The following is a 26,196-nucleotide window of genomic DNA, read 5'->3' on the forward strand; positions in this document are numbered from 1 at the left end:
GACCCCATGCGCACGCTGCCGTTTGCCCTGCTGGCGCTCGCCCTGTCCACTGAGGCCTGGGCCGGGGCTGATACCATGCGCTGCGGCAGCAAGCTGGTCAGCCTCGGCGACCGCACTTTCGAAGTCCTGCAGAAGTGCGGCGAGCCAGTCCATCGCGACCTCGTCGGCTACACCCTGGGCTCTTACGACAATCGTGAGTTCGTCGTCGAGGAATGGGTCTACGGGCCCAACAACGGCATGCTTCGCATCCTCACCTTCGAGGCCAACCGCCTGGTGCGCATCGAAACCAAGCGCGGCCCCTGACACCGGGTGTAGGCTGTCGCCCATCCACCACAATTCGAGCCTTTCCGTGAACCTCCGCCCCCTTCTCTGCCTGCCCCTGCTGCTGGCCCTTGGCACTGCCCAGGCATCCTCCACCCTGCGTTGCAACAGCAACCTGGTCAGCCTCGACGACACCACCAGCGAAGTGCTGGAGAAATGCGGCGAACCGGTAAGCCGCGCCGATCTCGGCTTCAAGGAAGTCATCGACGAGTACTACCAGCGCAATGAAGTCCGGGTCGAGGAATGGATCTATGGCCCGCGCAACGGCATGTACCAATTCCTCCGTTTCGAGGGCAATCGGCTGCGGAATATCGACAGCAAGCGCGGCAACTGACAGGCCTTCGGGCGGGATGCTAGGCTCAGTGCCTTTTCCACGGACAGGATGCCCGCCCCATGAAAGCCGCCGTTAGCCTCTTCGCCCTTGCCCTCCTCCTGGCCTCTGGGGCCAATGCCAGTACCTACCGCTGTGAAAGCAACCTGGTGAGCCTCGGCGATCGCAGCGTGGAAGTGCTGCGCAAATGCGGCGAACCTGCTTCCCGCGACCTGATCGGCTACTCGGAAACCGCCAACGGGCGCGAGGAAATGCAGGTGGAGGAATGGATCTACGGGCCGAGCAACGGTATGTACCACTACCTGAGATTCGTCGGCGGCCGCCTCAGCGAAATCGACAGCAAGCGCAACTGAGCCGCGCGCCATGATCATTCTCCCCGCTGAACAACCCCTGGACTGGCGGCGGCCGCCGGTCATCACCCTGCTGCTGATCCTGCTCAATACCCTGATCTACATCGGTTACCAGGGCGGTGACCGGGAAAGGGCCGAAGAAGCGCAGAAGGTGTACCTCGACGGTGGCCTGCTCAACCGCGAGCGTGCCCTGTTCATCGACCACCTGACGGCACGGGAAAAACTCGACACCGAACAACGCAACGCGGTGGACGCCATGCGCCGCCAGGACCTGGCAGCAGTGATCCTTCGCGACTTGGAGTTCGAGGACTGGCTGCACCGTGCCCCGGCGTACCAGGCTGATCCCGCCTGGCAGCAGGCACGACAGAAGGCCGAGGAGGCGCGCGACAGGATCAGCGCCCAGCGCTTCGGCTTCATCCCCAACAAGTTCAGCGTCCAGGGGCTGTTCGGCGCCATGTTCCTGCACGGCAGCTTCGACCACCTGCTGGGCAACATGATCTTCCTGTTCATCTGCGGCTTCGCCCTGGAAGCCGCTCTGGGGCGCTGGGTCTACCTCGGCCTCTACCTCGCCAGCGGCTTGGCCTCGCACCTGCTCTGGTGGGCACTGGACCCGGCCTGGGTCTCCGGCATCGGCGCCTCGGGCGCGGTCTCGGGGCTGATGGGCATGACCATCGGCGTGTACGGCCTGCGCAAGATCAGGTTCTTCTACTGGCTGGGCCCGCTGATCGGCTACTTCAAGGCCCCCGCCCTGTGGATATTCCCCGCCTGGCTCGGCAAGGAACTGTACGGCGTGCTGCTGGCCGATGACCATGTGAACTACTACGCCCACCTCGGCGGGTTGGCCTTCGGTTTCCTCGCCACCTGGATGCTGCACCGGTCGGGCTTCCTCAAGGTGGACGAGGCCTATCTGAGCAAGGAAGACCCGGACGCACCGTTCAAGCGCGAACTGGCCGCCCTGGACCAGTTGATCGGCCGCTTCGCCCTGGACCAGGCGGTGCCCCGGGGCCTGGACCTGCTGCAGCGTTATCCCGGCCGGCTGGCTTTGCTGGAACGTCTCTACCCGCTGGCCAAGGGGCGCCAGGACAAGGCCCTGCTGGGCGCCGTGCTGAAGCAATTGTTCAGCCTGCCTGAACAGGCCGCGGCGCTGCCGCTTTTGCAGAAACTGGCGGACGATGTCGCCGACCCGCAGCAACGGCTCCTGCAGCATCCGGCGGTACTCCTGCACCTGCTGCAGCGGCTGATCAAAGCTGGCGACAGCAGCCGCGCCCTGGCCCCCTGGCGTCGGCTCAGCCAGGCGGACCCGGCACCGGCCCAGCTACCCGGCCTGACCCTGCAGTTGGCCAAGCAACTGGGCCAGCGTCAGGACCTTCGCGCAGTGGCTGAACTTGGCCAGTACCTGCGACGGACCTTCCCCGACGCCGAGCAGACCCGCCAGTTGGCGCTCTATCAGCAGCACCTGGCGCGCTGAGCTGCCATGCATGAAAGGCCCCGCATTGGCGGGGCCTTCTTTCTTCCGTGCAGGGTGACGGCTTAGTCGGCGGACGTCAGGCCGTCAGCGGACACCGCAGTAACACCCTTGATCTTCTTGGCGGTCTCGATGGCGAGTTCGCGCTCGGCATTGGACTTCACCTCACCTGACAGCGCCACCACGCCCTGATTGGTCTCGACATTGATGTCCATACCGCTGAGGTTCTTGTCAGCCAGGAATTTGGATTTGACCTTGCTGGTGATCCAGGTATCGGAGACCACCTCTTCGGCTTTCTGCAAGGTCTCGTTGGCTGCCAGTATCGTGTGACCGCTGGTTTCTGCGTAGGCACCGATCGCGAACGGCAGGCTCAGGGCGGAAGCAGTGACAGCGGCGAAAGTCCACTTGATGAAAGACTGTTTCATGAGGCACATCTCCTCTTTTCTTCGGGACGTCCACGGCCGACTCCCGACCGCGGGCTTGCCCGGAATGCCGCAAGGGCTGTGCCAGCCTCCCCGAAAAAATAAACCTAATTGAATCAATGAGATGGCGTTTAGCCAGAAATTCATACGGCGTGCAGCCTGCACGTTCGCGGCCGAGTTCGCTTGCAGGCTGCACGACTAGACGGGCTCAGCGGGCGGCGTTCTCCAGCCGGGAAAGCGTGCCCTCCAGAGCGCTGACCTGATCCAGCAATGGCGAGGCGGGATAGCGGGTACGGATGAACGCCAGCAGCTTCTGCGCCGCCTCCACCTGCCCCAATCCTTCAGCAAAGCCGCGGGCTGCGAGCAGGTAGGCACGTGCGATATGCGGGTAATTCGGGAAGCGCTGGTGCAGGTTGCGCAGCAGGCTCAGACCTTCGCGCACCTTGTGACGGTCCAGCAACGCGGCGGCGACCTGTTCGCAGACCAGGGCATCGGCGGGCAGGAAGTCTGCGTCGAGCTGTCGAGCATTGAGCAGGGCGGTAGCGGCCAGGGCGGGATTCTGCCGGGCGGCCAGGGGCAGGTAGTGGTCCAGGTGGCGGAGGCAGCGCTCGCGGGCGCCCAGGCCAAATAGCAACTGGTGGAAGCGCTCGTTCAGCCGCAGGTCGTCAGGGTCACGCCGCAACGCATTGGACAGGGTCTCCAGGGCGCCGTCGCTCTGGCCTTCCTTCAGGCGTATCTCGGCTTCGGCCAACGCCTTGCGACGATGCCATTCGTTTTCGGGCAGGCCTTGCTGGGCGCCTTCTTCCGCGATCGCAAAGCCCAGGGCGCCCTGATACTGGAACACGGCGTAGCCCATCATGCTGCACATCACCACGCCGAAGTAGCCGAAGAGGAAGGTGGCGATGGGCATCAGCACCACCCTGGGCAGGCCGCCGGAAAGCATCCAGGCCACATAGCTGGGTGACTGCCAGAGGATGAACAGGAAAGCGCAGAGGATCAGGTAACGCCAACCCATGGCACGGATCACTTCGCCCACCTCGTCGGGGCTCAGGGCGGAGCCCAGTTCCTTGCTCAGAGCAAGGCGGATGATGCTCGCGGGCAGGAGCAGGATGATGGCGATGTTGACCACCCAGAAGATGACTTCGCTGTTGAAGTCCGCCGCCAGCCAGAGCGCGGCCAGGGCGGTGGCGAATACCGCCATCTGCTTGAAGAAGAGCGAAAAACCGTCACCCCCGAAAGCATCGAGCAAGCTGGGCGCTTCACGCTGCCCTTCGCTGCTGGATTCGATCACGCTGTGGAAATACTTGGTGGCCACGCTCAGCAAGGTGACCCAGAGGAACAACGAGCGGGGCATGAACAGGCCGGCGAGGGCCAGCAAGGCGCTGAATGCCAGGGGGCCGGTCTGCAGGCCATAGACGAAGAACTGCGGCAGGCGCTCCCAGAAGGGCTGGGCGGTGTTCGCGGCACCGAGGAAGGTCAGCGAGGTGCGACACAGCGGACAAACGGGGCTGTCATCCGGGGCATCGGCATTGAGCGGAATGCAGCAGTCGCCGAAGTGGCGCTGGCAGGGGGCGCAATGCCAGGTGGCGGGCTGGGCGGGGTGGTACTGGCAGAGCGTCTTGTCCATGACGTGGGTTCCTGGCGCGATGGCGGTTGGCCATTGTCCAGGCAAAAAAAGAGGGCCCGCAAGGGGCCCTCTCTTCTATTGCGTGACGATTATCAGACGCCGGAAGCTTCGGCAGCTTCTACGTCCTTCATCGACAGCTTGATGCGGCCGCGGTTGTCCACGTCCAGCACCAGGACTTTCACTTCCTGGCCTTCCTGCAGAACGTCGGTGACCTTGTCGATGCGCTTGTCGCTGATTTGCGAAATGTGCACCAGACCGTCCTTGCCCGGCAGGATGTTGACGAAGGCGCCGAAGTCGACGATGCGCTCGACCTTGCCCACGTACACCTTGCCGATTTCGGCTTCAGCGGTGATACCCAGAACGCGCTGACGCGCGGCCTCGGCGGCTTCCTTGGTCTCGCCGAAGATCTTCACGCTGCCATCGTCTTCGATGTCGATGGAAGCTTTGGTCTCTTCGCAAATGCCGCGGATGGTGGCGCCGCCCTTGCCGATCACGTCGCGGATCTTGTCCGGCTCGATCTTCATGGCAATCATGGTCGGGGCGTTGGCGGACAACTCGCTGCGGGACTCGGCGATCACCTGGTTCATCTGGCCGAGGATGTTCAGGCGCGCTTCCAGAGCCTGCTCCAGAGCGATCTCCATGATCTCTTCGGTGATGCCGTTGATCTTGATGTCCATCTGCAGCGCGGTCACGCCCTTGGCGGTACCGGCTACCTTGAAGTCCATGTCGCCCAGGTGGTCTTCGTCACCGAGGATGTCGGTCAGGACGGCGAACTTGTCACCTTCCTTCACCAGACCCATGGCGATACCGGCAACCGGCGCCTTCATCGGCACGCCGGCGTCCATCAGGGCCAGGGAGGCGCCGCAAACGGAAGCCATGGAGCTGGAGCCGTTGGACTCGGTGATTTCGGAAACCACGCGGATGGTGTAGGGGAAATCGTCGCCCTTCGGCAGCATGGCGGAAACACCACGACGGGCCAGGCGGCCGTGGCCGATTTCGCGGCGACCGGCGCTACCCATACGACCGCACTCACCGACCGAGAAGGGCGGGAAGTTGTAGTGCAGCATGAAGGCGTCCTTGCGCTCGCCTTCCAGGGTGTCCAGCAGCTGAGCGTCGCGGGCGGTACCGAGGGTCGCGACTACCAGGGCCTGGGTTTCGCCACGGGTGAACAGGGCGGAACCGTGGGTCTTGTCCAGTACGCCGACTTCGATCTTCAGCGGGCGAACGGTGCGGGTGTCACGGCCGTCGATACGCGGCTTGCCGTTGACGATGTTCTCGCGAACGGTGCGGTATTCCAGCAGACCGAAAGCGTCTTTCACTTCGCCACCCGGGAACTGGCCTTCTTCCTCGCCAGCAAAGCGGGCGATGACCTGGTCACGCAGCTCGTCCAGACGGTTGTAGCGATCCTGCTTGATGGTGATGGTGTAGGCCTGGGAGATGGCCTCGCCGAACTCGGCCTTGATGGCGCTGAGCAGGGCGGTGTTTTCGGCCGGGGCGGTCCAGTTCCAGGCAGGCTTGCCAGCTTCGGCAGCAAATTCCTTGACCGCGGTGATCACGGACTGGAATTCCTGGTGGGCGAAGAGTACGGCGCCCAGCATCTGGTCTTCGGTCAGCTCTTGAGCTTCGGATTCAACCATCAGCACGGCGTCTTCAGTACCAGCCACGACCATGTCCAGGGCAGAGGCTTTCAGCTGCTCGTAGGTCGGGTTCAGCAGGTAGCCGGCGTCTTCGTGGTAGGCCACGCGAGCGGCACCGATCGGGCCATTGAACGGAATGCCAGAGATCGCCAGGGCGGCAGAGGTACCGATCATGGAAGCGATATCCGGATCGGTCTTCTTATTGGTGGAAACCACGGTGCAGATGACCTGAACTTCGTTCAGGAGACCTTCCGGGAACAGCGGACGGATCGGGCGGTCGATCAGGCGCGAGGTCAGGGTTTCCTTCTCGGAAGGACGGCCTTCACGCTTGAAGAAGCCACCGGGGATGCGGCCAGCAGCGTAGGTTTTTTCTTGGTAATGAACGGACAGCGGGAAGAAACCCTTGCCCGGGTCGGCTTGCTTGGCGCCAACCACAGTCACCAGCACGGTGACGTCTTCATCCATGGTGACCAGAACGGCACCGGAAGCTTGACGGGCGATTCGGCCAGTCTCGAGGGTGACGGTCGATTGACCGAACTGGAACTTCTTGATTACCGGGTTCACGGTGTTTTCCTTCTCTGTGTTGCCTTGGGGGAAATCGTGGGAGAGTCGGGAGTCGGACCCGTTTCAATCCCTTAAAAAACCAGAAGCTGGAAAGCCGAAAGCTGGAACGATGTCCAGCTTCCGGTTTTCCAGCTTCCAGCTCATCTGAGTCGCTTAGCGACGCAGACCCAGACGACCGATCAGGGCGCTGTAACGAGAGGTGTCCTTACCCTTCAGGTAGTCCAGCAGCTTGCGGCGCTGGTTAACCATGCGGATCAGACCACGACGGGAGTGGTGGTCCTTGCCGTTGGCCTTGAAGTGATCCTGCAGCTTGTTGATGTTGGCGGTCAGCAGGGCAACCTGCACTTCCGGAGAACCGGTATCGCCTTCAGCTTGCTTGTACTCGTTAACGATCTGGGCTTTTTCAGCAACGCTCAGTGCCATGTTGGGCTTCCTCTGAGAGTAATAGGCCGGAACCTGCGTCCCGTGTTCAAAAAAGAGGAATGACCGTGCCTATTAACAGCCATCCTCGGATCGGTCACTCCGACCGAATCAGTCGACGCGGCGCTACGCGCCCGTCATCGCTCACTTCACCGATACCGATGAAGCGACCGGTATGATCCTGTACCCGCATCATGCCGAACTTCGGCGCTTCCGGAGCCCGCACCGGCTGGCCGTGAAGCCAGTAGTAGGCGCTGTGCTCAGTCAGCTGGATCAGGGGCCAGTGCTCCAGCCCGCTGTCGACCGGCAGGAGGAACTGGTCCAGTGCCTCATTGCCGCCTTCGGCGTGGGCCTTCTCCAGGGTCTCCAGGCTTATCGCCTGGGCCAGTACGAAGGGGCCCGCCTGGGTCCGGCGCAGTTCCGCGACATGGGCTCCGCATCCCAAGGCCTGGCCGAGATCCTCGACCAGGGTGCGGATATAGGTGCCCTTGCTGCAGGCTACGGCCAGTCTTGCCTGGCTGTTTTCACAGGCCAGCAAATCCAAGCGCGCAATAGTAACAGAACGCGCTTCGCGCTCCACTACTTCGCCAGCACGGGCCAGCTTGTAGAGGGGCTGTCCGTCCTTCTTCAGGGCGGAGTACATCGGCGGTATCTGTTTGATTTCACCACGGAAACGGGGAAGCAGTGCTTCGATCTCCGGGCGACCAACGGTCACGTCGCGACGCTCGACCACCTCGCCCTCGGCGTCGCCGGTGGAGGTGGTGACACCCAGCTGGGCCAGGGTCTCGTAGCCTTTGTCGGCATCCAGCAGGTACTGGGAGAACTTGGTTGCCTCACCGAAGCACAACGGCAGCACGCCGGTGGCCAGTGGGTCGAGGCTGCCAGTGTGGCCGGCCTTCTCGGCATTAAGCAGCCAGCGCACCTTCTGCAGTGCCTGGTTGGAACTCATGCCCCGAGGCTTGTCGAGGATCAGCACACCGCTGACATTGCGGCGGATTCGTTTCACCTGGGCCACGCCATCACTCCCCGTCGTTGCCCGGGTGCTTGCGGTCTTCCGCCACGGCACGCTCGATCAGCGCCGACAGCTCGGCGCCGCGGCGGATGCTGGCGTCGTAGTGGAAGTGCAGCTGGGGCACGCTACGCAGCTTCATGGCCTTGCCAATCTGCATGCGCAGGAACCCGGCGGCATCCTGCAGGATGCCCAGGTTCAGCTGGATCTTCTCGGCGTTGTCGTCCTGCCCCATCACGGTGATGAACACCTTGGCGTGGGACAGGTCGCGGCTCACGTCGACCGCGGTAATGGTTACCAGGCCCAGGCGCGGGTCCTTGATTTCCCGCTGGATCAGCAGCGCCAGTTCGCGCTGCATCTGATCGCCGATGCGCTGGGTACGGCTGTAGTCTTTAGCCATTTCGTTTCACTCATGAACGCTTAAAAGCCGAAAGCCAGGAGAAGAAAGCATTGGCTTCCTGCTCCTGGCTCCCGGCTTGTGGCTGGCGCCGCCCTTACAGGGTACGCGCCACCTGGACCTTCTCGAAGACTTCGATCTTGTCGCCGACCTTGACGTCGTTGTAGCTCTTCACGCCGATACCGCACTCCATGCCGGCACGCACCTCGGACACGTCGTCCTTGAAGCGGCGCAGGGATTCCAGTTCGCCTTCGAAGATCACCACGTCGTCGCGCAGTACGCGGATCGGGCGGTTGCGGTGTACCAGACCTTCGGTAACCATGCAGCCGGCGATCGCGCCAAACTTCGGCGAACGGAACACGTCACGCACCTCGGCGATACCCAGGATGTTCTCCCGGACTTCGCTGCCCAGCATGCCGGACAGTGCTTTCTTAACGTCTTCGATGATGTCGTAGATGATGTTGTAGTAGCGCAGGTCCAGACCTTCCTGCTCGACGATCTTGCGCGCGCCGGCATCGGCACGCACGTTGAAGCCGAACAGCACGGCGTTGGACGCCAGCGCCAGGTTGGCGTCGCTCTCGGTGATACCACCGACACCGCCACCGACCACACGCACCTGAACTTCCTCGTTGCCGATGTCGGCCAGGGCGCCCTGCAGGGCCTCGAGAGAACCACGCACATCGGACTTGAGCACGATGTTGAGGGTCTTCTTCTCGTCCTGGCCCATGCTTTCGAAGATGTTCTCCAGCTTGGAGGACTGCTGGCGAGCCAGCTTGACCTCGCGGAACTTGCCCTGACGGAACAAGGCCACTTCGCGGGCTTTCTTCTCGTCGGAAACCACGGTCAGGTCGTCACCAGCATCCGGAGTACCGTCCAGACCGAGGATCTCGACCGGGATGGCCGGGCCAGCTTCTTTCACCGGCTTGCCGTTTTCGTCGAGCATGGCGCGGACGCGGCCATAGTTGACGCCGCAGAGGACCATGTCGCCCTGACGCAGAGTACCGTCCTGGACCAGCACGGTGGCTACCGGGCCACGGCCCTTGTCCAGACGGGACTCGACCACGACACCACGGCCAGGGGCCGACGGGGTCGCAGTAAGTTCCAGTACTTCGGCCTGCAGCAGCACGGCTTCCAGCAGTTCATCGACGCCGGTACCGGCCTTGGCCGACACGGGTACGAACTGGGTGTCGCCGCCCCACTCTTCCGGGATCACATCCAGCGCGGCCAGACCGTTCTTGATGTTGTCCGGGTTGGCTTCCGGCTTGTCCATCTTGTTGACCGCGACCACGATCGGCACGCCAGCCGCTTTCGCGTGCTGCACGGCTTCCACGGTCTGCGGCATCACGCCGTCGTCGGCCGCCACGACCAGGATGACGATGTCGGTGGCCTTGGCACCACGAGCACGCATGGCGGTGAACGCCGCGTGGCCGGGGGTGTCCAGGAAGGTCACCATGCCGCGATCGGTTTCCACGTGGTAGGCACCGATATGCTGGGTGATACCACCCGCCTCACCGCTGGCCACCTTGGTACGGCGGATGTAGTCCAACAGAGAGGTCTTGCCGTGGTCGACGTGACCCATCACGGTCACGACCGGTGCACGGGTCAGGGCCTCGCCTTCGAACTTCAGGGATTCGGCCAGTTGCTCTTCCAGGGCGTTCTCGTTGACCAGCTTGACCTTGTGGCCGAGTTCTTCGGCGATCAGTTGGGCGGTCTCGCGATCGAGCACCTGGTTGATGGTCACCGGGGTGCCCATCTTGAACATGAATTTGACGACTTCTGCGCCCTTGACGGCCATCTGGGCAGCCAGTTCGGCCACGGTGATGGTCTCGCCAATGCTGACTTCACGCACGATCGGTCCTGTCGGGCTCTGGAACCCGTGCTGGTTACGCTTCTTCAGCTTGGACTTGCCGCCACGGCCACCGCCGCGACGACCAAAGGCATCGCTCTCTTCGTCGGTGCTACGCGGAGCCACGCGGGGAGCCGGAGCCTTTTCCTTCTCCTTGAGGGAAGGACGGTGCTGCGCGTGCTTGCGGTCCCGGCGATCATCTTCGTCACGAGCACGCTCGGGACGACGAGGCTCTTCCTTCTTGCGCTCAGCGCCCGCTGCAGCTGCAGCGGTACCCGGAGCTGCGGCGGAAGCGGGAGCGGCAGCCGGAGCGGCAGCAACAGCTTCGACCACCGGAGCGGCGTCTACCTTCGATACCTCGGCAGTCGCCTTGGCGCGGGCGTCAGCTTCGCGGCGAGCGGCCTCTTCGGCGCGCTGGCGAGCTTCTTCCTCGGCCTTCACACGAGCAGCCTCTTCCGCTGCACGTTGCTCTTCAAGCTCACGCTGACGCTCGGCCTCGATCTCGTCGGGGCTGCGCTTGACGTAGGTCTTCTTCTTACGCACTTCGACGTTGATGGTCTTGCTGCCGGCAACCCTCAGCGTGGTGGTGGTCTTGCGCTGCAAGGTAATCTTGCGCGGCTCTTCCACGCGCTCGCCGTGGCTGCTCTTGAGATGGGCCAGCAGGGCCTGCTTCTCGTTGTCGGTCACAACTTGCTCGGCGCTGGTGTGCGGCAATCCCGCCTCGCGCATCTGCAGCAGCAGGCGCTCCACCGGTGTATCGACCACCTGGGCCAGTTCTTTCACCGTGACTTGCGTCATGCACTTCTCTCCTCAGGCCGCAATACTTACTCGAACCAATGGGCTCGGGCGGCCATGATCAGCTTGCCGGCACGCTCTTCGTCCATGCCGTCGATGTCGAGCAGGTCGTCGATCGACTGCTCGGCCAGGTCTTCGCGGTTAATTACGCCACGTACGGCGAGTTCAACAGCCAGATCCTTGTCCATGCCTTCCAGGGAAAGCAGGTCTTCGGCAGGCTGGGCATCCGCCAGTTTTTCTTCGGTCGCGATGGCCTTGGTCAGCAGACGATCCTTCGCACGTGCGCGCAGCTCGTTGACGATTTCTTCATCGAAGCCGTCGATGCTGAGCATTTCTTCCATGGGTACGTAGGCGATTTCTTCCAGGCTGGTGAAACCTTCTTCAACCAGTACCTGGGCCAGCTCTTCGTCCACTTCCAGTTCTTCGACGAAGGCGCGCAGGATGTCGCCGGTTTCAGCTTGCTGCTTGGCCTGGATGTCCGCTTCGGTCATCACGTTCAGCGTCCAGCCAGTCAACTGGCTGGCCAGGCGCACGTTCTGGCCGCCACGGCCGATAGCCTGGGCCAGGTTGTCTTCGGCAACGGCGATGTCCATGGCATGGGCATCTTCGTCGACGATGATTGCTACCACCTCGGCCGGAGCCATGGCGTTGATCACGAACTGCGCGGGGTTGTCGTCCCACAGGACGATGTCGACGCGCTCACCGCCCAGTTCGCCGGAAACGGCCTGGACGCGGGAACCACGCATGCCGATGCAGGCGCCCTGCGGGTCGATGCGCTTGTCCTTGGAGCGAACGGCGATCTTGGCGCGGGAACCCGGATCACGGGAAGCGGCCATCACTTCGATCAGCTCTTCGGCGATTTCCGGCACTTCAATGCGGAACAGCTCGATCAGCATCTGCGGCGCGGTGCGCGACAGGATCAGCTGCGGACCGCGGTTTTCGGTGCGGATTTCCTTCAGCAGGGCGCGGACACGGGCGCCGACGCGGAAAGTCTCACGAGCAATGATGTCCTCGCGAGCCAGCAGGGCTTCGGCGTTGTTGCCCAGGTCGACGATCACGTTGTCACGGGTGACCTTCTTCACGGTGCCGGAAATGATGTCGCCCAGCTTCTCGCGATAGGCCTCCACCACCTGAGCACGCTCAGCCTCGCGCACTTTCTGCACGATGACCTGCTTGGCGGTCTGGGCAGCGATGCGGCCGAACTCGATGGACTCGATCTTCTCTTCGATGATGTCGCCGATCTTGGCGTTCGAATCCCGCTCCTGGGCCTGATCAAGGGTCAGCTGGATAGCCGGATCCTCGAAATCGGTCTCTTCGACCACGGTCCAACGACGGAAGGTATCGTAGTTACCGTTGTGACGATTGATCGACACGCGCAGGTCGACTTCGTCCTCATAACGTTTTTTGGTAGCAGTGGCCAGGGCCAGCTCCAGCGCCTCGAAAATCACGCCGGCCGGTACACCCTTTTCGTTGGATACCGACTCAACAACCAGCAGTACTTCTTTGCTCATCGTACGCCTCGCCTTTCGCAATCCATTGGATCCGCGGGATCCGCGTCTCAGTCAAAACGGGGAATGATGTTGGCCTTGTCGATCAGCTCGATCGGCAGGAGGAACTCGCGGTCTTCGATAAGAACCACCACGTCCTGCTCCTCCACCCCGCGGAGAAGCCCCTGAAAATTGCGTCGTCCTTCAAAGGGAGAACGCAGCTTGATCTTGACCAGCTCACCGGCGTGGGCCGCGAACTGCTCAAGGGTAAACAGCGGACGGTCCATGCCCGGCGAAGATACTTCCAGGGTGTATTCACTACTGATCGGGTCCTCGACATCGAGCACGCCACTGATCTGCCGACTGACCTTCTCGCAGTCGTCGACCAGGATGCCGTTTTCGTGATCGATATAGATCCGCAGCAGAGAATGCCGCCCTTGGGACAGGAACTCGATGCCCCAGCACTGATAACCGAGCGCTTCGACTACCGGGGCCAACAAGGCCTGCAACTGTTCTAGCTTGCTCGACACCTGATCGCCTCTCGCATGCTGTGCAAATAAAAAATGGGCGAAACGCCCATCCCTTCAAACCGTCTGATCTGTGATCGGAGGTCAACTGTCCAGCTAGCAAAAAGCCCCTAAAAAGGGGCTTCGCGACTACTGGTTGCGGGGGCTGGATTTGAACCAACGACCTTCGGGTTATGAGCCCGACGAGCTACCAGACTGCTCCACCCCGCGTCAAAGCTGGTGCGAGAGTATACGGCCAGCACCTTGCATGGTCAACCGAACATCCCGCGAAGAAGAAAGCCCGCATTGCTGCGGGCCTCTCTTTATATGGTACCGAGGAGGGGACTCGAACCCCTACAGCCTATGGCCACTACCACCTCAAGGTAGCGTGTCTACCAATTCCACCACCTCGGCAAAACTTGCCTTACTTCTGCTCTGGAGCCTGAGGCACATCACCCGACTGGGTGGCAGGCTTCTGCTCTTCGAGCACCGGCACATCATCAGCTGCCGGCTTGGCGGGCTGAACTTCGAGAGCCGCCGGATCCGGCAGACCTACTTTGCTCAGCGCCTCAGCCTTTTCTTTAGCGAAGAACGCTAAGCCCAGGCTGGTAATGAAAAAAACCGCGGCGAGTATAGCAGTAAACCTACTCAAAAAGGTAGCGGAACCTTGGCTTCCGAAAACGGTTGCCGAAGCACCGGCACCGAACGAGGCGCCAGCATCCGCACCTTTACCCTGCTGCACCAGCACCAGACCAACAACGCCCAGAGCCCCCAGCAGGTGCACCACAATTACGACTGTTTCCAGCATCTTGTCAGCTTCCTGCGGCGCGACAGATCGCACCGAATTCATCCGCATTCAGGGAGGCACCACCAATGAGCCCCCCATCGATATCCGGCATGCCGAACAAGTCAGCCGCGCTGGCCGCCTTAACGCTGCCGCCGTACAGAATCCGTACACCACTTGCCACTTCGGCGCTTTCGGCCGACAGCTGCGAGCGGATAGCTGCGTGAACTTCCTGAGCCTGCTGCGGCGAGGCCGTCAGCCCCGTGCCTATTGCCCAAACCGGCTCATAAGCAATTACCGCTTGCGCAAACGCGCCCACACCAAGCTCTTCGATCACACTTGCCAGCTGACGCCCAACCACATCGAGCGTTTTGCCAGCCTCGCGCTGCTCCAGGGTCTCACCAATGCAAAGCACCGGCACCAGACCACAGGATTGAGCAGCAGCAAATTTGCGACTCACCACTTCGTCACTTTCGCCCAGAATCAGACGACGCTCCGAATGACCAACCAGGACCAGACTGCAACCCACGTCCGCCAGCTGGCTTGCCGCGATCTCTCCGGTGAGGGCTCCCTGCACCGGCTCCACCGCACAATCCTGCGCACCTACGGCAATCGAATTGCCCACCAGACCTTGAATGGCCTGATCGATGTACAGAGCGGGCGGCATGACCGCGACTTCGACACCAGCAGGCAGGACCAATTGGCGCAAGCCTTTGATCAGCTCTGCGACACTGGCGCGGGTACCGTGCATTTTCCAGTTACCGGCTACCAGAGGTCGGCGCATGCTGAATCTCGTCGATCAAAGTGGGCGCAGATATTACCCAAGAGATTTCCAAGTAGCAAGACAAATCAAGCACATACCTCTTTAACGACTTTCGCCAGCTCTTCCGCATGACCGCGCACAAGGCTCTCGTCGTCGCCTTCCACCATCACGCGGACCAAAGGTTCGGTGCCGGACTTGCGCAGCAGCACCCGACCACGACCCGCCATCTGCTCGGTGACTCGGGCCGAAGCCTCCTTCACCGCAGGATGATTGACCGGGTCCACATCACCACCAGCGTAACGCACGTTGATCAGCACCTGCGGGCACTTGCGCATGCCCTGGCGCGCTTCGGCCAGGGACTGACCACTGCGCTGCAGGGCTAGCAGCACCTGAAGGGCGGAGATGATGGCATCCCCCGTGGTTGTGAAGTGGCTGCAGACGATATGACCGGAGTTCTCGCCGCCCAGGGTCCAGCCATTGGCCTTGAGTTCGCTCATCACATAACGGTCGCCGACCTTCGCACGAACGAACGGGACTTCGAGTTCCTTGAGCGCCAGTTCCAGGCCCAGGTTGCTCATCAGGGTACCGACTACACCGCCACTCAGCTTGTCGCGGTTATGCAGGTCGCGAGCGATCAGGTAAATCAGCTCGTCACCATCCACCACCGTGCCAGTGTGATCGACCATCAGTACGCGGTCGCCGTCACCATCGAAGGCGATGCCGAGGTCCGCATTCTGCTCAACCACGGCCGCCTGCAGGCTGGCCATGTGGGTGGAGCCGCAATCGTCATTGATGTTGAGGCCATTGGGCTGCGCAGCGAGCACACTTACCTGTGCACCCAGCTCACGAAAGACGCTCGGAGCAACCTTGTATGTGGCACCGTGCGCGCAGTCCAGCACGATCTTCAGACCGGCAAAGTCGGTGCTGATGGGGGTGGTGCTCTTGCAGAACTCGATGTAGCGACCAGCGGCGTCGTTGATGCGGGAAACCTTACCCAGCTGCTCCGACTCCACCACCGTCATGGGCTGGTCCAGCAGCTCCTCGATCATCAACTCCACCTCGTCCGACAGCTTGGCGCCCTTGCCGGAGAAGAACTTGATGCCGTTGTCGTGGTGCGGATTGTGAGACGCACTGATGACGATGCCGGCATCAGCCAGGAACGTGCGTGTCAGGTAGGCAATGGCAGGCGTCGGCATCGGGCCGAGCAGCATCACGTCAGCACCAGCCGCCAGCAGGCCAGCCTCAAGGGCGGACTCGAACATGTAGCCGGAAATCCGGGTGTCCTTGCCAATCAGGATGCGGCACTTGCCTTGCTTGCGGAACGCCATGCCGGCGGCCCAGCCAAGCTTGAGCATGAAATCCGGAGTAATCGGGAACTGGCCAACCCGGCCGCGAATACCGTCGGTGCCGAAATACTTTCTGCTCATGAAATGCTCCGTGTTTCTTATTCCGCCGCTTGCACTGCGGCGATCATGCGTACGACGTCGACGGTTTCCGCGACATCATGCACGCGCAGGATGCAGGCGCCCTTCGCGACCGCGAGAGCGGCCAGGGCAAGACTGCCATACAGACGCTGATCGACTTCCCGCCCCAGCGTCTGACCAATCATGCTCTTGCGTGAAACGCCGACCAGCAGGGGAAGCCCCAAAACGTGCAGCGCCTCGAGATGCTTGAACAGGCTCAGGTTGTGGGCCAGCGTCTTGGCGAACCCGAACCCTGGATCAAGGACGATCCGGTCGGCCGGAATGCCCGCGGCAACGCACGCCTGCATGCGCTCCGCCAGGAAACTCTGCACTTCCCCTACGACGTCCTGGTATTGCGGGTCCTGCTGCATATTCCCGGGCTCGCCCAGCATGTGCATCAGGCAGACCGAGAGACCGGAATCCGCCGCAGCATCCAGGGCGCCGTCACGACGCAGGGCACGCACGTCATTGATCATTCCAGCCCCGAGGCGTGCACCTTCGCGCATCACTGCGGGAGTGGAAGTATCCAGGGAAATCACCACGTCCAGCTCGCGGGCGATGGCCTCAACCACCGGCGCGACGCGCTCCAGTTCCTCGGTTGGGGACACCGGACGCGCCCCAGGCCGAGTGGACTCGCCACCGACGTCGATCAAGGTCGCCCCCGCGGCGACCATCTCCGCGGCGTGGCGCAACGCAGCATCACGCCCGCTGAAGCGACCGCCATCGGAGAAGGAATCGGGAGTGACATTGAGGATGCCCATCACCTGCGGCTGGGCCAAATCAAGAACCCGGCTGCCGCAAGGCAACCGGGTCTGGTACTGCACTGACTTCATCTACGAGCCTTAGTGTTCGCCTGCCGGCCCGCCGATGGGAGTTTCGGGGCGCTTGGCCTCCTCGCGCGGAGCAGGAGTACCCGAGGCGCCGGAACCACCCTGCCAGTCTTTGGGCTCGCGAGCCGCACGGCCAGCCATGATGTCGTCGATCTGCTCGGAGTCGATGGTCTCGTACTTCATCAGGGCTTCAGCCATCATGTCGAGCTTGTCGCGGTTCTCCACCAGCAGGCGCTTGGCGGTGGCGTAGCACTCGTCGATGATCCGGCGCACTTCTTCGTCGATCAGCTTCGCGGTTTCACCGGACACGTTGGCGTGCTGGGCTCCTGCGCTACGACCGAGGAACACCTCGCCCTCCTCTTCCGCGTACATCAGCGGACCGAGTTTCTCGGAAAGGCCCCACTTGGTCACCATGTTCCGGGAGATCTGGGTGGCACGCATGATGTCGTTGGACGCGCCAGTGGTCACGCCATCGAAACCCAGGGTCATCTCTTCCGCGATACGGCCGCCGAAGAGCGAGCAGATCTGGCTGATCAGCGCACGCTTGGACAGGCTGTAGCGATCTTCCTCGGGGAGGAACATGGTCACGCCCAGGGCGCGACCACGGGGAATGATGGACACCTTGTAGACCGGATCATGCTCGGGAACCAGGCGACCAACGATGGCGTGGCCCGCCTCGTGGTACGCAGTATTGAGCTTCTCTTTCTCGGACATGACCATGGATTTGCGCTCGGCGCCCATCATGATCTTGTCCTTGGCCAGTTCGAACTCCTTCATCTCGACCAGGCGCTTGTTCACGCGGGCAGCGAAGAGCGAGGCCTCGTTGACCAGGTTGGCCAGGTCGGCACCGGAGAAGCCCGGAGTACCGCGCGCAATGACTGCCGGATCGACGTCGTCGCCCATGGGCACCTTGCGCATATGCACTTTGAGGATCTGCTCGCGACCGCGGATATCCGGCAGGCCGACCACCACCTGGCGGTCAAAGCGGCCCGGACGCAACAGTGCCGGGTCCAGTACGTCAGGACGGTTGGTGGCGGCGATCACGATGATGCCGTCATTCATTTCGAAGCCGTCCATCTCCACCAGCAACTGGTTGAGGGTCTGCTCGCGCTCGTCATGACCACCGCCCAGGCCAGCGCCACGGTGGCGACCAACAGCGTCGATCTCGTCGATGAAGATGATGCAAGGAGCATGTTTCTTGGCTTGGTCGAACATGTCGCGGACGCGGGACGCACCCACACCAACGAACATTTCGACGAAGTCGGAACCGGAGATGGTGAAGAACGGCACCTTGGCCTCACCGGCAATGGCCTTGGCCAGCAGGGTCTTACCAGTACCGGGCGGGCCGACCATCAGCACGCCACGGGGAATCCGACCGCCCAGACGCTGGAACTTGCCCGGATCACGAAGGAACTCCACCAGCTCGCTGACCTCTTCCTTGGCTTCGTCGCAACCGGCAACGTCAGCAAAGGTGGTCTTGACCTGGTCTTCCGACAGCAGGCGCGCCTTGCTCTTGCCAAAGCTCATCGGGCCGCCGCGACCACCGCCGCCGCCCTGCATCTGGCGCATGAAGAACATGAAGACGGCAATAATCACGAGGATCGGGAAGCTGGCCACCAGCAACTGAGTCCAGATGCTCTGCTGCTCGGGCTGCTTGCCTTCGATGATGACGTTGTTGTCGATCAGGTCGCCGATCAGGCCGCCATCCTGAATCGCCGGACGAATGGTCTTGAAGGGTTCGCCATCGTTCCGCTTGCCGGTGATGACGAAACCATCGACCGTCACGCGCTCGACCTTGCCTTCTTTAACCTGCTCGATGAATTCCGAGTAGTTAAGGGTCTGCGGTTCGCTCGGGCTTGAGAAATTGTTCATCACCGTGACAAGCACAGCGGCGATGATCAGCCACAAGATGAGATTTTTTGCCATGTCGTTCAATTAGCTACCCTCTGGAACGGGCCCCTTCCTGGAGCGCACCCCGCATGACGGCTGGTGATTAACCGGCCTAACTTACTACACAACCCCTGCCCCTGGCAGGCGCCGTCTGTAACCCTTTATGAGACCTGACGGCCTCCCTGCGGTGCCGAGCCCATTGAAACGGGACCGGTGGGTCAGGTCACCGTTGCAGTCTATTCCCCACGGAAGCCGCGCGCGAGCAGGGATTGCTCGCACGAGCGGTCACGCGACGAAAGCGGCTTGCGCACCTGCACCTTGCCGAACATTTCGCGCACCGGCTTTCGGTACGCGTCGAAGCCTTCGCCCTGGAAGATCTTGGCCAGGAATTCGCCGCCGGGAGCAGAACGCTCGTCCCGCCAGCTTGCACCGATACATGGCGCCCTGCTGGTCGGCACCCTCACTCCACCCATATTGGGGGTCAATTTCGAAATCACAAGGTCTGCCGGGTTGTCACTGATCGCCTCGATAAGGCGCGAGAAGCCTTCATCATCAGTGAAATCACCCTGAACGACCGTTACATCGGGAATGCTATCCATTTCCAGGAAGCCGGATGCGGTCCTTATCCTGAGTCTCGAGCAGCTTGTAGCTGCCGCAGGAACGGTAATCGTCCTTCTGCGCCATTCAGACGTGCAGATCATCGAAGTGTTCTTCCAGCCGATGACGGCTAGTCTTGGAACGGACCACGGGATACCTCGTGTTCGGCTGTGCGCCCCGGAATCACTCGGGTAAACTACCAGCCTTTTTTCGCAGGGGTCTGATTATGCCGCTCTCTCAGGAGCACAAGAAGCAATACAAATCTATCGGTCATCATCTGAAACCGGTATTGACGGTGGCCGAAAATGGTCTGACCGAGGGTGTGCTGGCCGAACTCGATCGCGCGCTGAACGATCATGAACTGATCAAGGTCCAGTTCCGCATCATCGAGCGCGACGACCGCCGCGCCCTGATCGAGGAACTCTGCGCTGCCGGCAACTGCGAGCTGGTTCAGGTCATCGGCAAGATGGCGCTGGTCTATCGCCGCAACCCCAAGCCGAACCGCAACCTGTCCAACATCAGCCGTTTCAGCGGCCTCTAAGCCTACCGCCAAGGGCGCGCCCTCAGCGCGCCCGGCCCTCCACCCGCTTCGCCGGCAAGGGCTGGATCACCAGCAGCAGGCCACAGAAGGCCAGCAACAGATAGCTGAAATTCAGCCAGTACAACGCCTCCGGCAGCCAGAAGCGCACCAGCAGAAATACCACCACCAGGGCCAACACTGCGGCCAGCAACTGCGCGCGCGCGTCTCCCCAGAGACGCACAAGCCCTGCGTGCTGAATCAGCAGCAGGGCCTGAATCAAAGCACAGAAACCAGCGAACGCCACCAGCAGGGGCCGTAGCGTGGCGGCCACTTCATCCACCAGCATTGGCGCAAGGCCAATGCGGCCCAGCGCCGGCAGCATGACGAAGTGCAGCAGCCAGAGGCCGCCAACCCAGAAGGTCTGGGCCAGCTGCCAGGCAATGGCGCCGGCCCGAAAGGGCGAACGATCAGACGTGACGGACTTCGACAATCTCGTACTCGACGACGCCGCTCGGAGTCTTGACGGTCACCACGTCCCCTTCTTCCTTGCCCACCAGGGCACGGGCGATGGGGGAGCTGACCGACAGCTTGCCCTGTTTGATGTCAGCTTCGTCGTCGCCGACGATCTGATAGGTCACGGTCTCGTCAGTGTCGACGTTCGCGATATCCACGGTCACACCGAAGATCACCTTGCCGGTGTGGGGCAACGACGCAACATCGATGACCTGGGCATTTTGCAGGCGCCCTTCGATATCACGGATGCGAGCCTCGACCATGCCCTGCTGTTCGCGGGCGGCATGGTATTCGGCGTTTTCCTTCAGGTCGCCCAGTTCACGCGCTTCGGCGATGGCCTGAGTGATCTGCGGACGCATCACGGATTTCAGGTGTTTCAGTTCGTCTTCCAGGGCGCGAGCGCCTTGGACGGTCATCGGAAATTTGGTCATGCCTTGATTCCTGCATGGAGATCCTGCAAGCGGCGCACGGTCTTCTCGGGACCGAACTTGAGCGCCTCACAGATCGCCTGACCAGCCGCGATAGTGGTGGTGCAGTAGATCTTGTGCTGCAGGGCGTTACGACGGATCGAGTAGGAGTCAGCAATGGACTGACGCCCCTCAGTGGTGTTGATGATGAGGGTAACCTCATCGTTCTTGATCATGTCAACGACATGGGGACGGCCTTCCGTCACCTTGTTCACGCGGCGCACCGGCAGACCGGCAGCCTCGATCACCTTGGCGGTGCCGGCGGTGGCGACGACCTCGAAGCCCAACCCGATCAGGTCACGGGCGACCGCAATGGCCTGGGCCTTGTCATCCTCGCGCACACTGATGAAAGCGGTGCCGGTGTTCGGCAGGATCTCGCTGGCGCCCAGCTGGGACTTGGCGAAGGCTTCGCCGAAGGTGTCACCCACACCCATCACCTCACCGGTGGACTTCATTTCCGGACCGAGGATCGGGTCAACGCCCGGGAACTTGGCGAAGGGGAACACCGCTTCCTTGACGCTGAAGAACGGCGGGATGATTTCCTTGGTGAAGCCGATCTCCGCCAGGGTCTTGCCGGCCATGACACGGGCGGCCACTTTGGCCAGGGATTCGCCGATGCACTTGGAGACGAACGGCACGGTACGAGAAGCGCGCGGGTTCACCTCAATGACGTAGATGTCCTCTCCCTGCACAGCCATCTGCACGTTCATCAGACCGACGACGCCCAGCTCGAGGGCCATCTTCTTCACCTGCTCGCGAATCTCGTCCTGGATGTGCTGCGGCAGCGAATACGGCGGCAGCGAGCAGGCGGAGTCGCCAGAGTGCACGCCGGCCTGTTCGATGTGCTGCATGATGGCGCCGATCACCACGGTCTCACCGTCGCACACCGCGTCGATATCGACTTCGATGGCGCAGTTGAGGAAGCGGTCGAGCAGCACCGGGCTGTCGTTGGAAACCTTCACAGCCTCACGCATGTAGCGCTTGAGCTCTTCTTCCTGGTAGACGATTTCCATCGCGCGGCCGCCCAGTACGTAGGACGGGCGCACCACCATCGGGTAGCCGATGTTCTTGGACAGGGCCAGGGCTTCATCTTCACTGCGCGCGGTGGCGTTGGCCGGCTGACGCAGGTTCAGACGCTGCACCATCTGCTGGAAGCGCTCACGGTCTTCAGCGCGGTCGATGGCGTCCGGGCTGGTGCCGATGATGGGCACGCCGGCCTCTTCCAGGGCACGGCAAAGCTTCAGCGGAGTCTGGCCGCCGTACTGCACGATCACGCCCTTGGGCTGTTCGACACGGACGATTTCCAGCACGTCCTCCAGGGTTACCGGCTCGAAGTACAGGCGGTCGGACGTGTCGTAGTCGGTGGAGACGGTTTCCGGGTTGCAGTTGACCATGATGGTCTCGTAACCGTCTTCACGCATGGCCAGCGCGGCATGCACGCAGCAGTAGTCGAACTCGATGCCCTGGCCGATACGGTTGGGGCCGCCGCCGAGGATCATGATCTTGTCGCGGCCAGACGGGTTCGCCTCGCACTCTTCCTCGTAGGTGGAGTACATGTAGGCGGTGTCGGTGGCGAATTCGGCCGCGCAGGTGTCCACGCGCTTGAATACCGGCAGTACCTTCAGCTTGTGGCGGTGGCTGCGCAGATTCTTCTCGGTCACACCGAGGAGCTTGGCCAGGCGAGCGTCGGAGAAGCCCTTGCGCTTGAGCTTGCGCATCAGGTCAGCGTCGATACCGGACAGACCCAGGGTCTTGACCTTCTCTTCGTCCTTGACCAGGTCCTCGATCTGCACCAGGAACCACTCGTCGATCTTGGTCAGCTCGAAGACTTGCTCGATGGTCTTGCCGGCGCGGAAGGCGTCAGCCACGTACCAGATACGCTCGGCGCCCGGTACGGTCAGCTCGCGGCGCAGGGTGCTTTCGGCTTCCGGATCGTTCAGGTCCAGCTTGGGATCGAAGCCGGCAACGCCCACTTCCAGGCCACGCAGGGCTTTCTGGACGGACTCCTGGAAGGTACGGCCGATGGCCATGACCTCGCCCACGGACTTCATCTGGGTGGTCAGGCGGGCATCAGCCTTGGGGAACTTCTCGAAGGCGAAACGCGGGACCTTGGTCACCACGTAGTCGATCGCCGGCTCGAAGGACGCCGGGGTGCGACCACCGGTGATGTCGTTCTGCAGTTCGTCGAGGGTGTAGCCGACCGCCAGCTTGGCGGCGATCTTGGCAATCGGGAAGCCGGTGGCCTTGGAGGCCAGGGCCGAGGAGCGCGATACGCGCGGGTTCATCTCGATCACGACCATGCGGCCGGTGTCCGGGCAGATACCGAACTGCACGTTGGAACCACCGGTCTCGACGCCGATCTCACGCAGCACCGCCAGGGAGGCGTTGCGCATGATCTGGTATTCCTTGTCGGTCAGGGTCTGGGCCGGGGCGACGGTGATGGAGTCACCAGTGTGCACGCCCATGGGATCGAAGTTCTCGATGGAGCAGACGATGATGCAGTTGTCCTTCTTGTCGCGGACAACCTCCATCTCGTATTCCTTCCAACCGATCAGGGATTCGTCGATCAGCAGCTCGTTGGTCGGCGACAGGTCCAGGCCGCGGGCGCAGATCTCTTCGAACTCTTCGCGGTTGTAGGCGATGCCACCACCAGTGCCGCCCATGGTGAAGGACGGACGAATGATGCAGGGGAAGCCGACCTTTTCCAGGACGCCGTAGGACTCTTCCATGCTGTGGGCGATGCCGGAGCGCGGGCATTCCAGGCCGATGGCCTTCATCGCCTTGTCGAAGCGCGAGCGATCTTCGGCCTTGTCGATGGTGTCGGCGTTGGCGCCGATCATTTCCACACCGAACTTAGCCAGCACGCCGTGACGCTCCAGATCCAGGGCGCAGTTCAGCGCGGTCTGGCCACCCATGGTGGGCAGCAGGGCGTCAGGGCGCTCCTTCTCGATGATCTTGGCCACGGTGGCCCATTTGATCGGCTCGATGTAGGTGGCGTCGGCCATGGCCGGGTCGGTCATAATAGTGGCCGGGTTGGAGTTCACCAGAATGACGCGGAAGCCTTCTTCCTTCAGGGCTTTACAAGCCTGGGCGCCGGAGTAGTCGAACTCGCAGGCCTGGCCGATCACGATGGGGCCGGCACCGAGGATCAGGATGCTCTTGATGTCTGTACGCTTAGGCATGGGACTCTCGTTGCAATAATCAGGACAGGGTTGCGGTGGCCAGCTTCACGCCAAAGCCGACGAACAGGGCGCCGACGCCGCTGGAGGCGCCGGCAGCCAGCCGTTGCCGCCGGCGGAACCAGGCCGCCAGACGCACACCGGAAAAAATCAGGAAACTCAGGTAGAGAGCGCTGAGGACTTCGAGGATCGCGCCCAGCACCAGGAACGACAGACCAGGGTAGGCGTATCCCGGGTCGACGAACTGGATGAAGAAGGACACGAAGAAGAGGATCGCCTTGGGGTTGGACAGGCTCAGCAGCAGCGCCTTGCGGAACGGCTGGTTGACGTCCACATCCTTGACCGGAGCGGCCTGCTCGACCGGCTGGCGCAGCTTCTGCCAGCCACCCCGGAGCATGCCCAACCCTAAGTAGAACAGGTAGGCGGCGCCGACGTACTTCAGGCCGAGGAACAGCATGGGTTCGGCCTTGAGCAGCGAGGCAATCCCCAATGCCGACAGCAGCATCAGGACCGCGTCGCCGAGGAACACCGCGCTGGCCGCCCGGTAGCCGGCACCCACGCCGCGCTGGGCGGCGGTGGCGAGCACGAACAGCGAGTTCGGCCCCGGCAACAGGACGATGAACAGCGTACCCAGGACGTAGGTCCAGAGGTCGGTGATTCCCAAGGTCGGCATCATCTTCGCAAGCCTCTTCAGCGGTCTCAGCGGCGCTCGGCCATCGCCGCGATGAAGCGGTCGAACAGCGGTGCCACGTCGTGCGGACCAGGACTGGCTTCCGGGTGGCCCTGGAAGCTGAAGGCCACCTTGTCGGTACGCTCGACGCCCTGCAGGGTGCCGTCGAACAGCGACTTATGGGTGGCACGCAGGTTGCTCGGCAGCGTCGACTCGTCCACAGCGAAGCCGTGGTTCTGGCTGGTGATCATCACCACGCCCGAATCCAGGTCCTGCACCGGGTGGTTGGCGCCATGGTGGCCATGGCCCATCTTCACGGTCTTGGCGCCGGAGGCCAGGGCCAGCAGCTGGTGGCCGAGGCAGATGCCGAAGACCGGGATCTCGGTATCGAGGAACTCGCGGATGGCCTGGATGGCGTAGTCACACGGCTCGGGGTCACCAGGGCCGTTGGAGAGGAAGATGCCGTCCGGGTTCAGGGCCAGCACTTCGCTCGCCGGGGTCTGGGCCGGCACCACGGTCAGGCGGCAGCCACGAGCCACGAGCATGCGCAGGATGTTCAGCTTGACGCCGAAGTCATAGGCCACCACATGGTACGGCAGATCGCTGGCGGCGATTTCCGGGTGGCTGTCGGTTTCCAGGTTCCACACGCTGGAGCGCCACTCGTACTTCTCGGTAGCGGACACCACCTTGGCCAGGTCCATGCCCTTCAGGCCAGGGAAGCTGCGCGCCAGTTCCAGCGCTTTCTCTTCGGTGGCGTCGTCACCGGCGAGGATGCAGCCGTTCTGGGAGCCCTTTTCGCGAAGGATGCGGGTCAGGCGGCGAGTGTCGATACCGGCGATCGCGACCGTGCCATGCTCTTTCAGGTAGTCCGGCAGCGACTGCTTGTTGCGCCAGTTGCAGGCCAGCAGCGGCAGGTCGCGAATGATCAGGCCGGCGGCCCAAACGCGGTTGGACTCGGCGTCTTCCGGCGTGGTGCCGGTGTTGCCGATGTGCGGATAGGTCAGGGTAACAATTTGCTGGGCATAGGAAGGATCGGTAAGGATTTCCTGATAGCCGGTCATGGCAGTGTTGAACACTACCTCGCCGATGGTATGGCCATCGGCCCCAATGGCTTCGCCGCGAAAAATGCTGCCGTCGGCAAGCGCGAGTATGGCTGGCTTAGTCAAGAAGACCTCCCGTAGATCTAAGGCTGAAGCAAACGCAGGTTGTAAAAAAGCGGGATGACGTTGATACCGTCACCCCGCTTTTTTATCTGAGCCATTTCTGCGTAACTTTTAGTGGACACACTAAAGCTGCAGTTTACAGGAATGCGTCATTTCGGTCCACCCGAAAGACATCCTGAT

24 protein-coding genes, 2 tRNA genes and 1 pseudogene are annotated in these 26,196 nt (G+C 62.2%); 5 read left to right on the forward strand and 22 right to left on the reverse strand.

From position 1 onward, the window contains the following. The first annotated feature begins 6 nt into the window (after positions 1-6). From TQ98_RS22910 to TQ98_RS22925, 4 genes are read left to right on the forward strand one after another with little or no spacing between them, the layout of a single operon-like run. Entirely contained in the window at positions 7-303 is a 297-nt protein-coding gene (locus tag TQ98_RS22910) for a DUF2845 domain-containing protein (RefSeq protein ID WP_044874082.1), read from the forward strand. A 46-nt stretch (positions 304-349) separates the two neighbouring features. Continuing rightward, the gene (locus TQ98_RS22915; protein WP_044874081.1) at positions 350-655 is read left to right on the forward strand and encodes a DUF2845 domain-containing protein; all 306 of its coding nucleotides are present in this window, start codon (positions 350-352) and stop codon (positions 653-655) included. 59 nt (positions 656-714) lie between these two features. Then, complete coding sequence (locus TQ98_RS22920; protein WP_044874080.1) at positions 715-1,005, forward strand: DUF2845 domain-containing protein; 291 nt, start codon at positions 715-717, stop codon at positions 1,003-1,005. A gap of 10 nt (positions 1,006-1,015) precedes the next feature. After that, on the forward strand, positions 1,016-2,470 hold the full coding sequence (locus TQ98_RS22925; protein ID WP_044874079.1) for a rhomboid family intramembrane serine protease: 1,455 nt from the start codon (positions 1,016-1,018) through the stop codon (positions 2,468-2,470). Between the two features lie 62 nt (positions 2,471-2,532). Here the strand turns inward: TQ98_RS22925 and TQ98_RS22930 are convergent, their stop codons facing one another. From TQ98_RS22930 to TQ98_RS23010, 17 genes and pseudogenes are all read right to left on the reverse strand, one after another. Next, on the reverse strand, positions 2,533-2,892 hold the full coding sequence (locus TQ98_RS22930; protein WP_044874078.1) for a BON domain-containing protein: 360 nt from the start codon (positions 2,890-2,892) through the stop codon (positions 2,533-2,535). A gap of 205 nt (positions 2,893-3,097) precedes the next feature. Then, entirely contained in the window at positions 3,098-4,516 is a 1,419-nt protein-coding gene (locus TQ98_RS22935; RefSeq protein ID WP_044874077.1) for a hypothetical protein, read from the reverse strand. A 92-nt stretch (positions 4,517-4,608) separates the two neighbouring features. Further along, positions 4,609-6,717 carry a polyribonucleotide nucleotidyltransferase gene (gene pnp / locus TQ98_RS22940; RefSeq protein WP_044874076.1) on the reverse strand — a complete coding sequence of 703 codons (2,109 nt, stop codon included), beginning with the start codon at positions 6,715-6,717 and terminating at the stop codon, positions 4,609-4,611. A 153-nt stretch (positions 6,718-6,870) separates the two neighbouring features. After that, complete coding sequence (gene rpsO / locus TQ98_RS22945; protein WP_044874075.1) at positions 6,871-7,140, reverse strand: 30S ribosomal protein S15; 270 nt, start codon at positions 7,138-7,140, stop codon at positions 6,871-6,873. Positions 7,141-7,234: 94 nt separating this feature from the next. Next, positions 7,235-8,152 carry a tRNA pseudouridine(55) synthase TruB gene (gene truB / locus TQ98_RS22950; protein ID WP_044874074.1) on the reverse strand — a complete coding sequence of 306 codons (918 nt, stop codon included), beginning with the start codon at positions 8,150-8,152 and terminating at the stop codon, positions 7,235-7,237. 4 nt (positions 8,153-8,156) lie between these two features. Continuing rightward, positions 8,157-8,546: a 30S ribosome-binding factor RbfA gene (gene rbfA, locus TQ98_RS22955; RefSeq protein ID WP_044874073.1), complete on the reverse strand. Its 390-nt coding sequence runs from the start codon at positions 8,544-8,546 to the stop codon at positions 8,157-8,159. Positions 8,547-8,640: 94 nt separating this feature from the next. Next, entirely contained in the window at positions 8,641-11,187 is a 2,547-nt protein-coding gene (gene infB, locus TQ98_RS22960) for a translation initiation factor IF-2 (protein ID WP_044874072.1), read from the reverse strand. A gap of 26 nt (positions 11,188-11,213) precedes the next feature. Further along, on the reverse strand, positions 11,214-12,695 hold the full coding sequence (nusA, locus tag TQ98_RS22965; RefSeq protein WP_044874071.1) for a transcription termination factor NusA: 1,482 nt from the start codon (positions 12,693-12,695) through the stop codon (positions 11,214-11,216). 47 nt (positions 12,696-12,742) lie between these two features. Continuing rightward, on the reverse strand, positions 12,743-13,201 hold the full coding sequence (rimP, locus tag TQ98_RS22970; RefSeq protein ID WP_028630011.1) for a ribosome maturation factor RimP: 459 nt from the start codon (positions 13,199-13,201) through the stop codon (positions 12,743-12,745). Between the two features lie 130 nt (positions 13,202-13,331). Beyond that, a tRNA-Met gene (locus TQ98_RS22975) sits at positions 13,332-13,408 on the reverse strand. A 97-nt stretch (positions 13,409-13,505) separates the two neighbouring features. Beyond that, positions 13,506-13,591: transfer RNA gene (locus TQ98_RS22980), tRNA-Leu, on the reverse strand. A gap of 10 nt (positions 13,592-13,601) precedes the next feature. After that, positions 13,602-13,985, reverse strand: coding sequence for a preprotein translocase subunit SecG (gene secG / locus TQ98_RS22985; RefSeq protein ID WP_044874070.1), 384 nt, complete (start codon positions 13,983-13,985; stop codon positions 13,602-13,604). 4 nt (positions 13,986-13,989) lie between these two features. Continuing rightward, positions 13,990-14,745 carry a triose-phosphate isomerase gene (gene tpiA / locus TQ98_RS22990; RefSeq protein WP_044874069.1) on the reverse strand — a complete coding sequence of 252 codons (756 nt, stop codon included), beginning with the start codon at positions 14,743-14,745 and terminating at the stop codon, positions 13,990-13,992. Between the two features lie 65 nt (positions 14,746-14,810). Further along, on the reverse strand, positions 14,811-16,151 hold the full coding sequence (gene glmM, locus TQ98_RS22995; protein WP_044874068.1) for a phosphoglucosamine mutase: 1,341 nt from the start codon (positions 16,149-16,151) through the stop codon (positions 14,811-14,813). Between the two features lie 17 nt (positions 16,152-16,168). Continuing rightward, positions 16,169-17,020 carry a dihydropteroate synthase gene (folP, locus tag TQ98_RS23000; RefSeq protein ID WP_044874067.1) on the reverse strand — a complete coding sequence of 284 codons (852 nt, stop codon included), beginning with the start codon at positions 17,018-17,020 and terminating at the stop codon, positions 16,169-16,171. Between the two features lie 9 nt (positions 17,021-17,029). After that, complete coding sequence (gene ftsH / locus TQ98_RS23005) at positions 17,030-18,943, reverse strand: ATP-dependent zinc metalloprotease FtsH (protein ID WP_044874066.1); 1,914 nt, start codon at positions 18,941-18,943, stop codon at positions 17,030-17,032. A 200-nt stretch (positions 18,944-19,143) separates the two neighbouring features. Beyond that, a pseudogene (locus TQ98_RS23010) lies at positions 19,144-19,654 on the reverse strand (RlmE family RNA methyltransferase). A gap of 76 nt (positions 19,655-19,730) precedes the next feature. On the opposite strand from TQ98_RS23010, the gene TQ98_RS23015 reads away from it, so the two are divergent. Then, positions 19,731-20,045 carry a YhbY family RNA-binding protein gene (locus tag TQ98_RS23015; RefSeq protein WP_044874065.1) on the forward strand — a complete coding sequence of 105 codons (315 nt, stop codon included), beginning with the start codon at positions 19,731-19,733 and terminating at the stop codon, positions 20,043-20,045. Positions 20,046-20,067: 22 nt separating this feature from the next. Here the strand turns inward: TQ98_RS23015 and TQ98_RS23020 are convergent, their stop codons facing one another. Genes TQ98_RS23020 through carA form a run of 5 tightly spaced genes read right to left on the reverse strand, consistent with a single transcriptional unit; the run spans position 20,068 to position 26,019 of the window. Next, entirely contained in the window at positions 20,068-20,514 is a 447-nt protein-coding gene (locus TQ98_RS23020; RefSeq protein WP_044874064.1) for a hypothetical protein, read from the reverse strand. Continuing rightward, the gene (greA, locus tag TQ98_RS23025) at positions 20,492-20,968 is read right to left on the reverse strand and encodes a transcription elongation factor GreA (protein ID WP_044874063.1); all 477 of its coding nucleotides are present in this window, start codon (positions 20,966-20,968) and stop codon (positions 20,492-20,494) included. The genes TQ98_RS23020 and greA overlap by 23 nt, the downstream gene beginning before the upstream one ends. Next, complete coding sequence (gene carB, locus TQ98_RS23030; protein ID WP_044874062.1) at positions 20,965-24,186, reverse strand: carbamoyl-phosphate synthase large subunit; 3,222 nt, start codon at positions 24,184-24,186, stop codon at positions 20,965-20,967. The genes greA and carB overlap by 4 nt, the downstream gene beginning before the upstream one ends. 19 nt (positions 24,187-24,205) lie before the next feature. Next, positions 24,206-24,856, reverse strand: a complete 651-nt coding sequence (gene leuE / locus TQ98_RS23035; protein WP_103103172.1) for a leucine efflux protein LeuE — start codon at positions 24,854-24,856, stop codon at positions 24,206-24,208. Between the two features lie 26 nt (positions 24,857-24,882). Beyond that, entirely contained in the window at positions 24,883-26,019 is a 1,137-nt protein-coding gene (gene carA, locus TQ98_RS23040; protein WP_103103061.1) for a glutamine-hydrolyzing carbamoyl-phosphate synthase small subunit, read from the reverse strand. Positions 26,020-26,196: the final 177 nt, after the last annotated feature.

The sequence above is a fragment of the Pseudomonas sp. LFM046 genome (genome assembly GCF_000949385.2).
Taxonomy (GTDB): domain Bacteria; phylum Pseudomonadota; class Gammaproteobacteria; order Pseudomonadales; family Pseudomonadaceae; genus Metapseudomonas.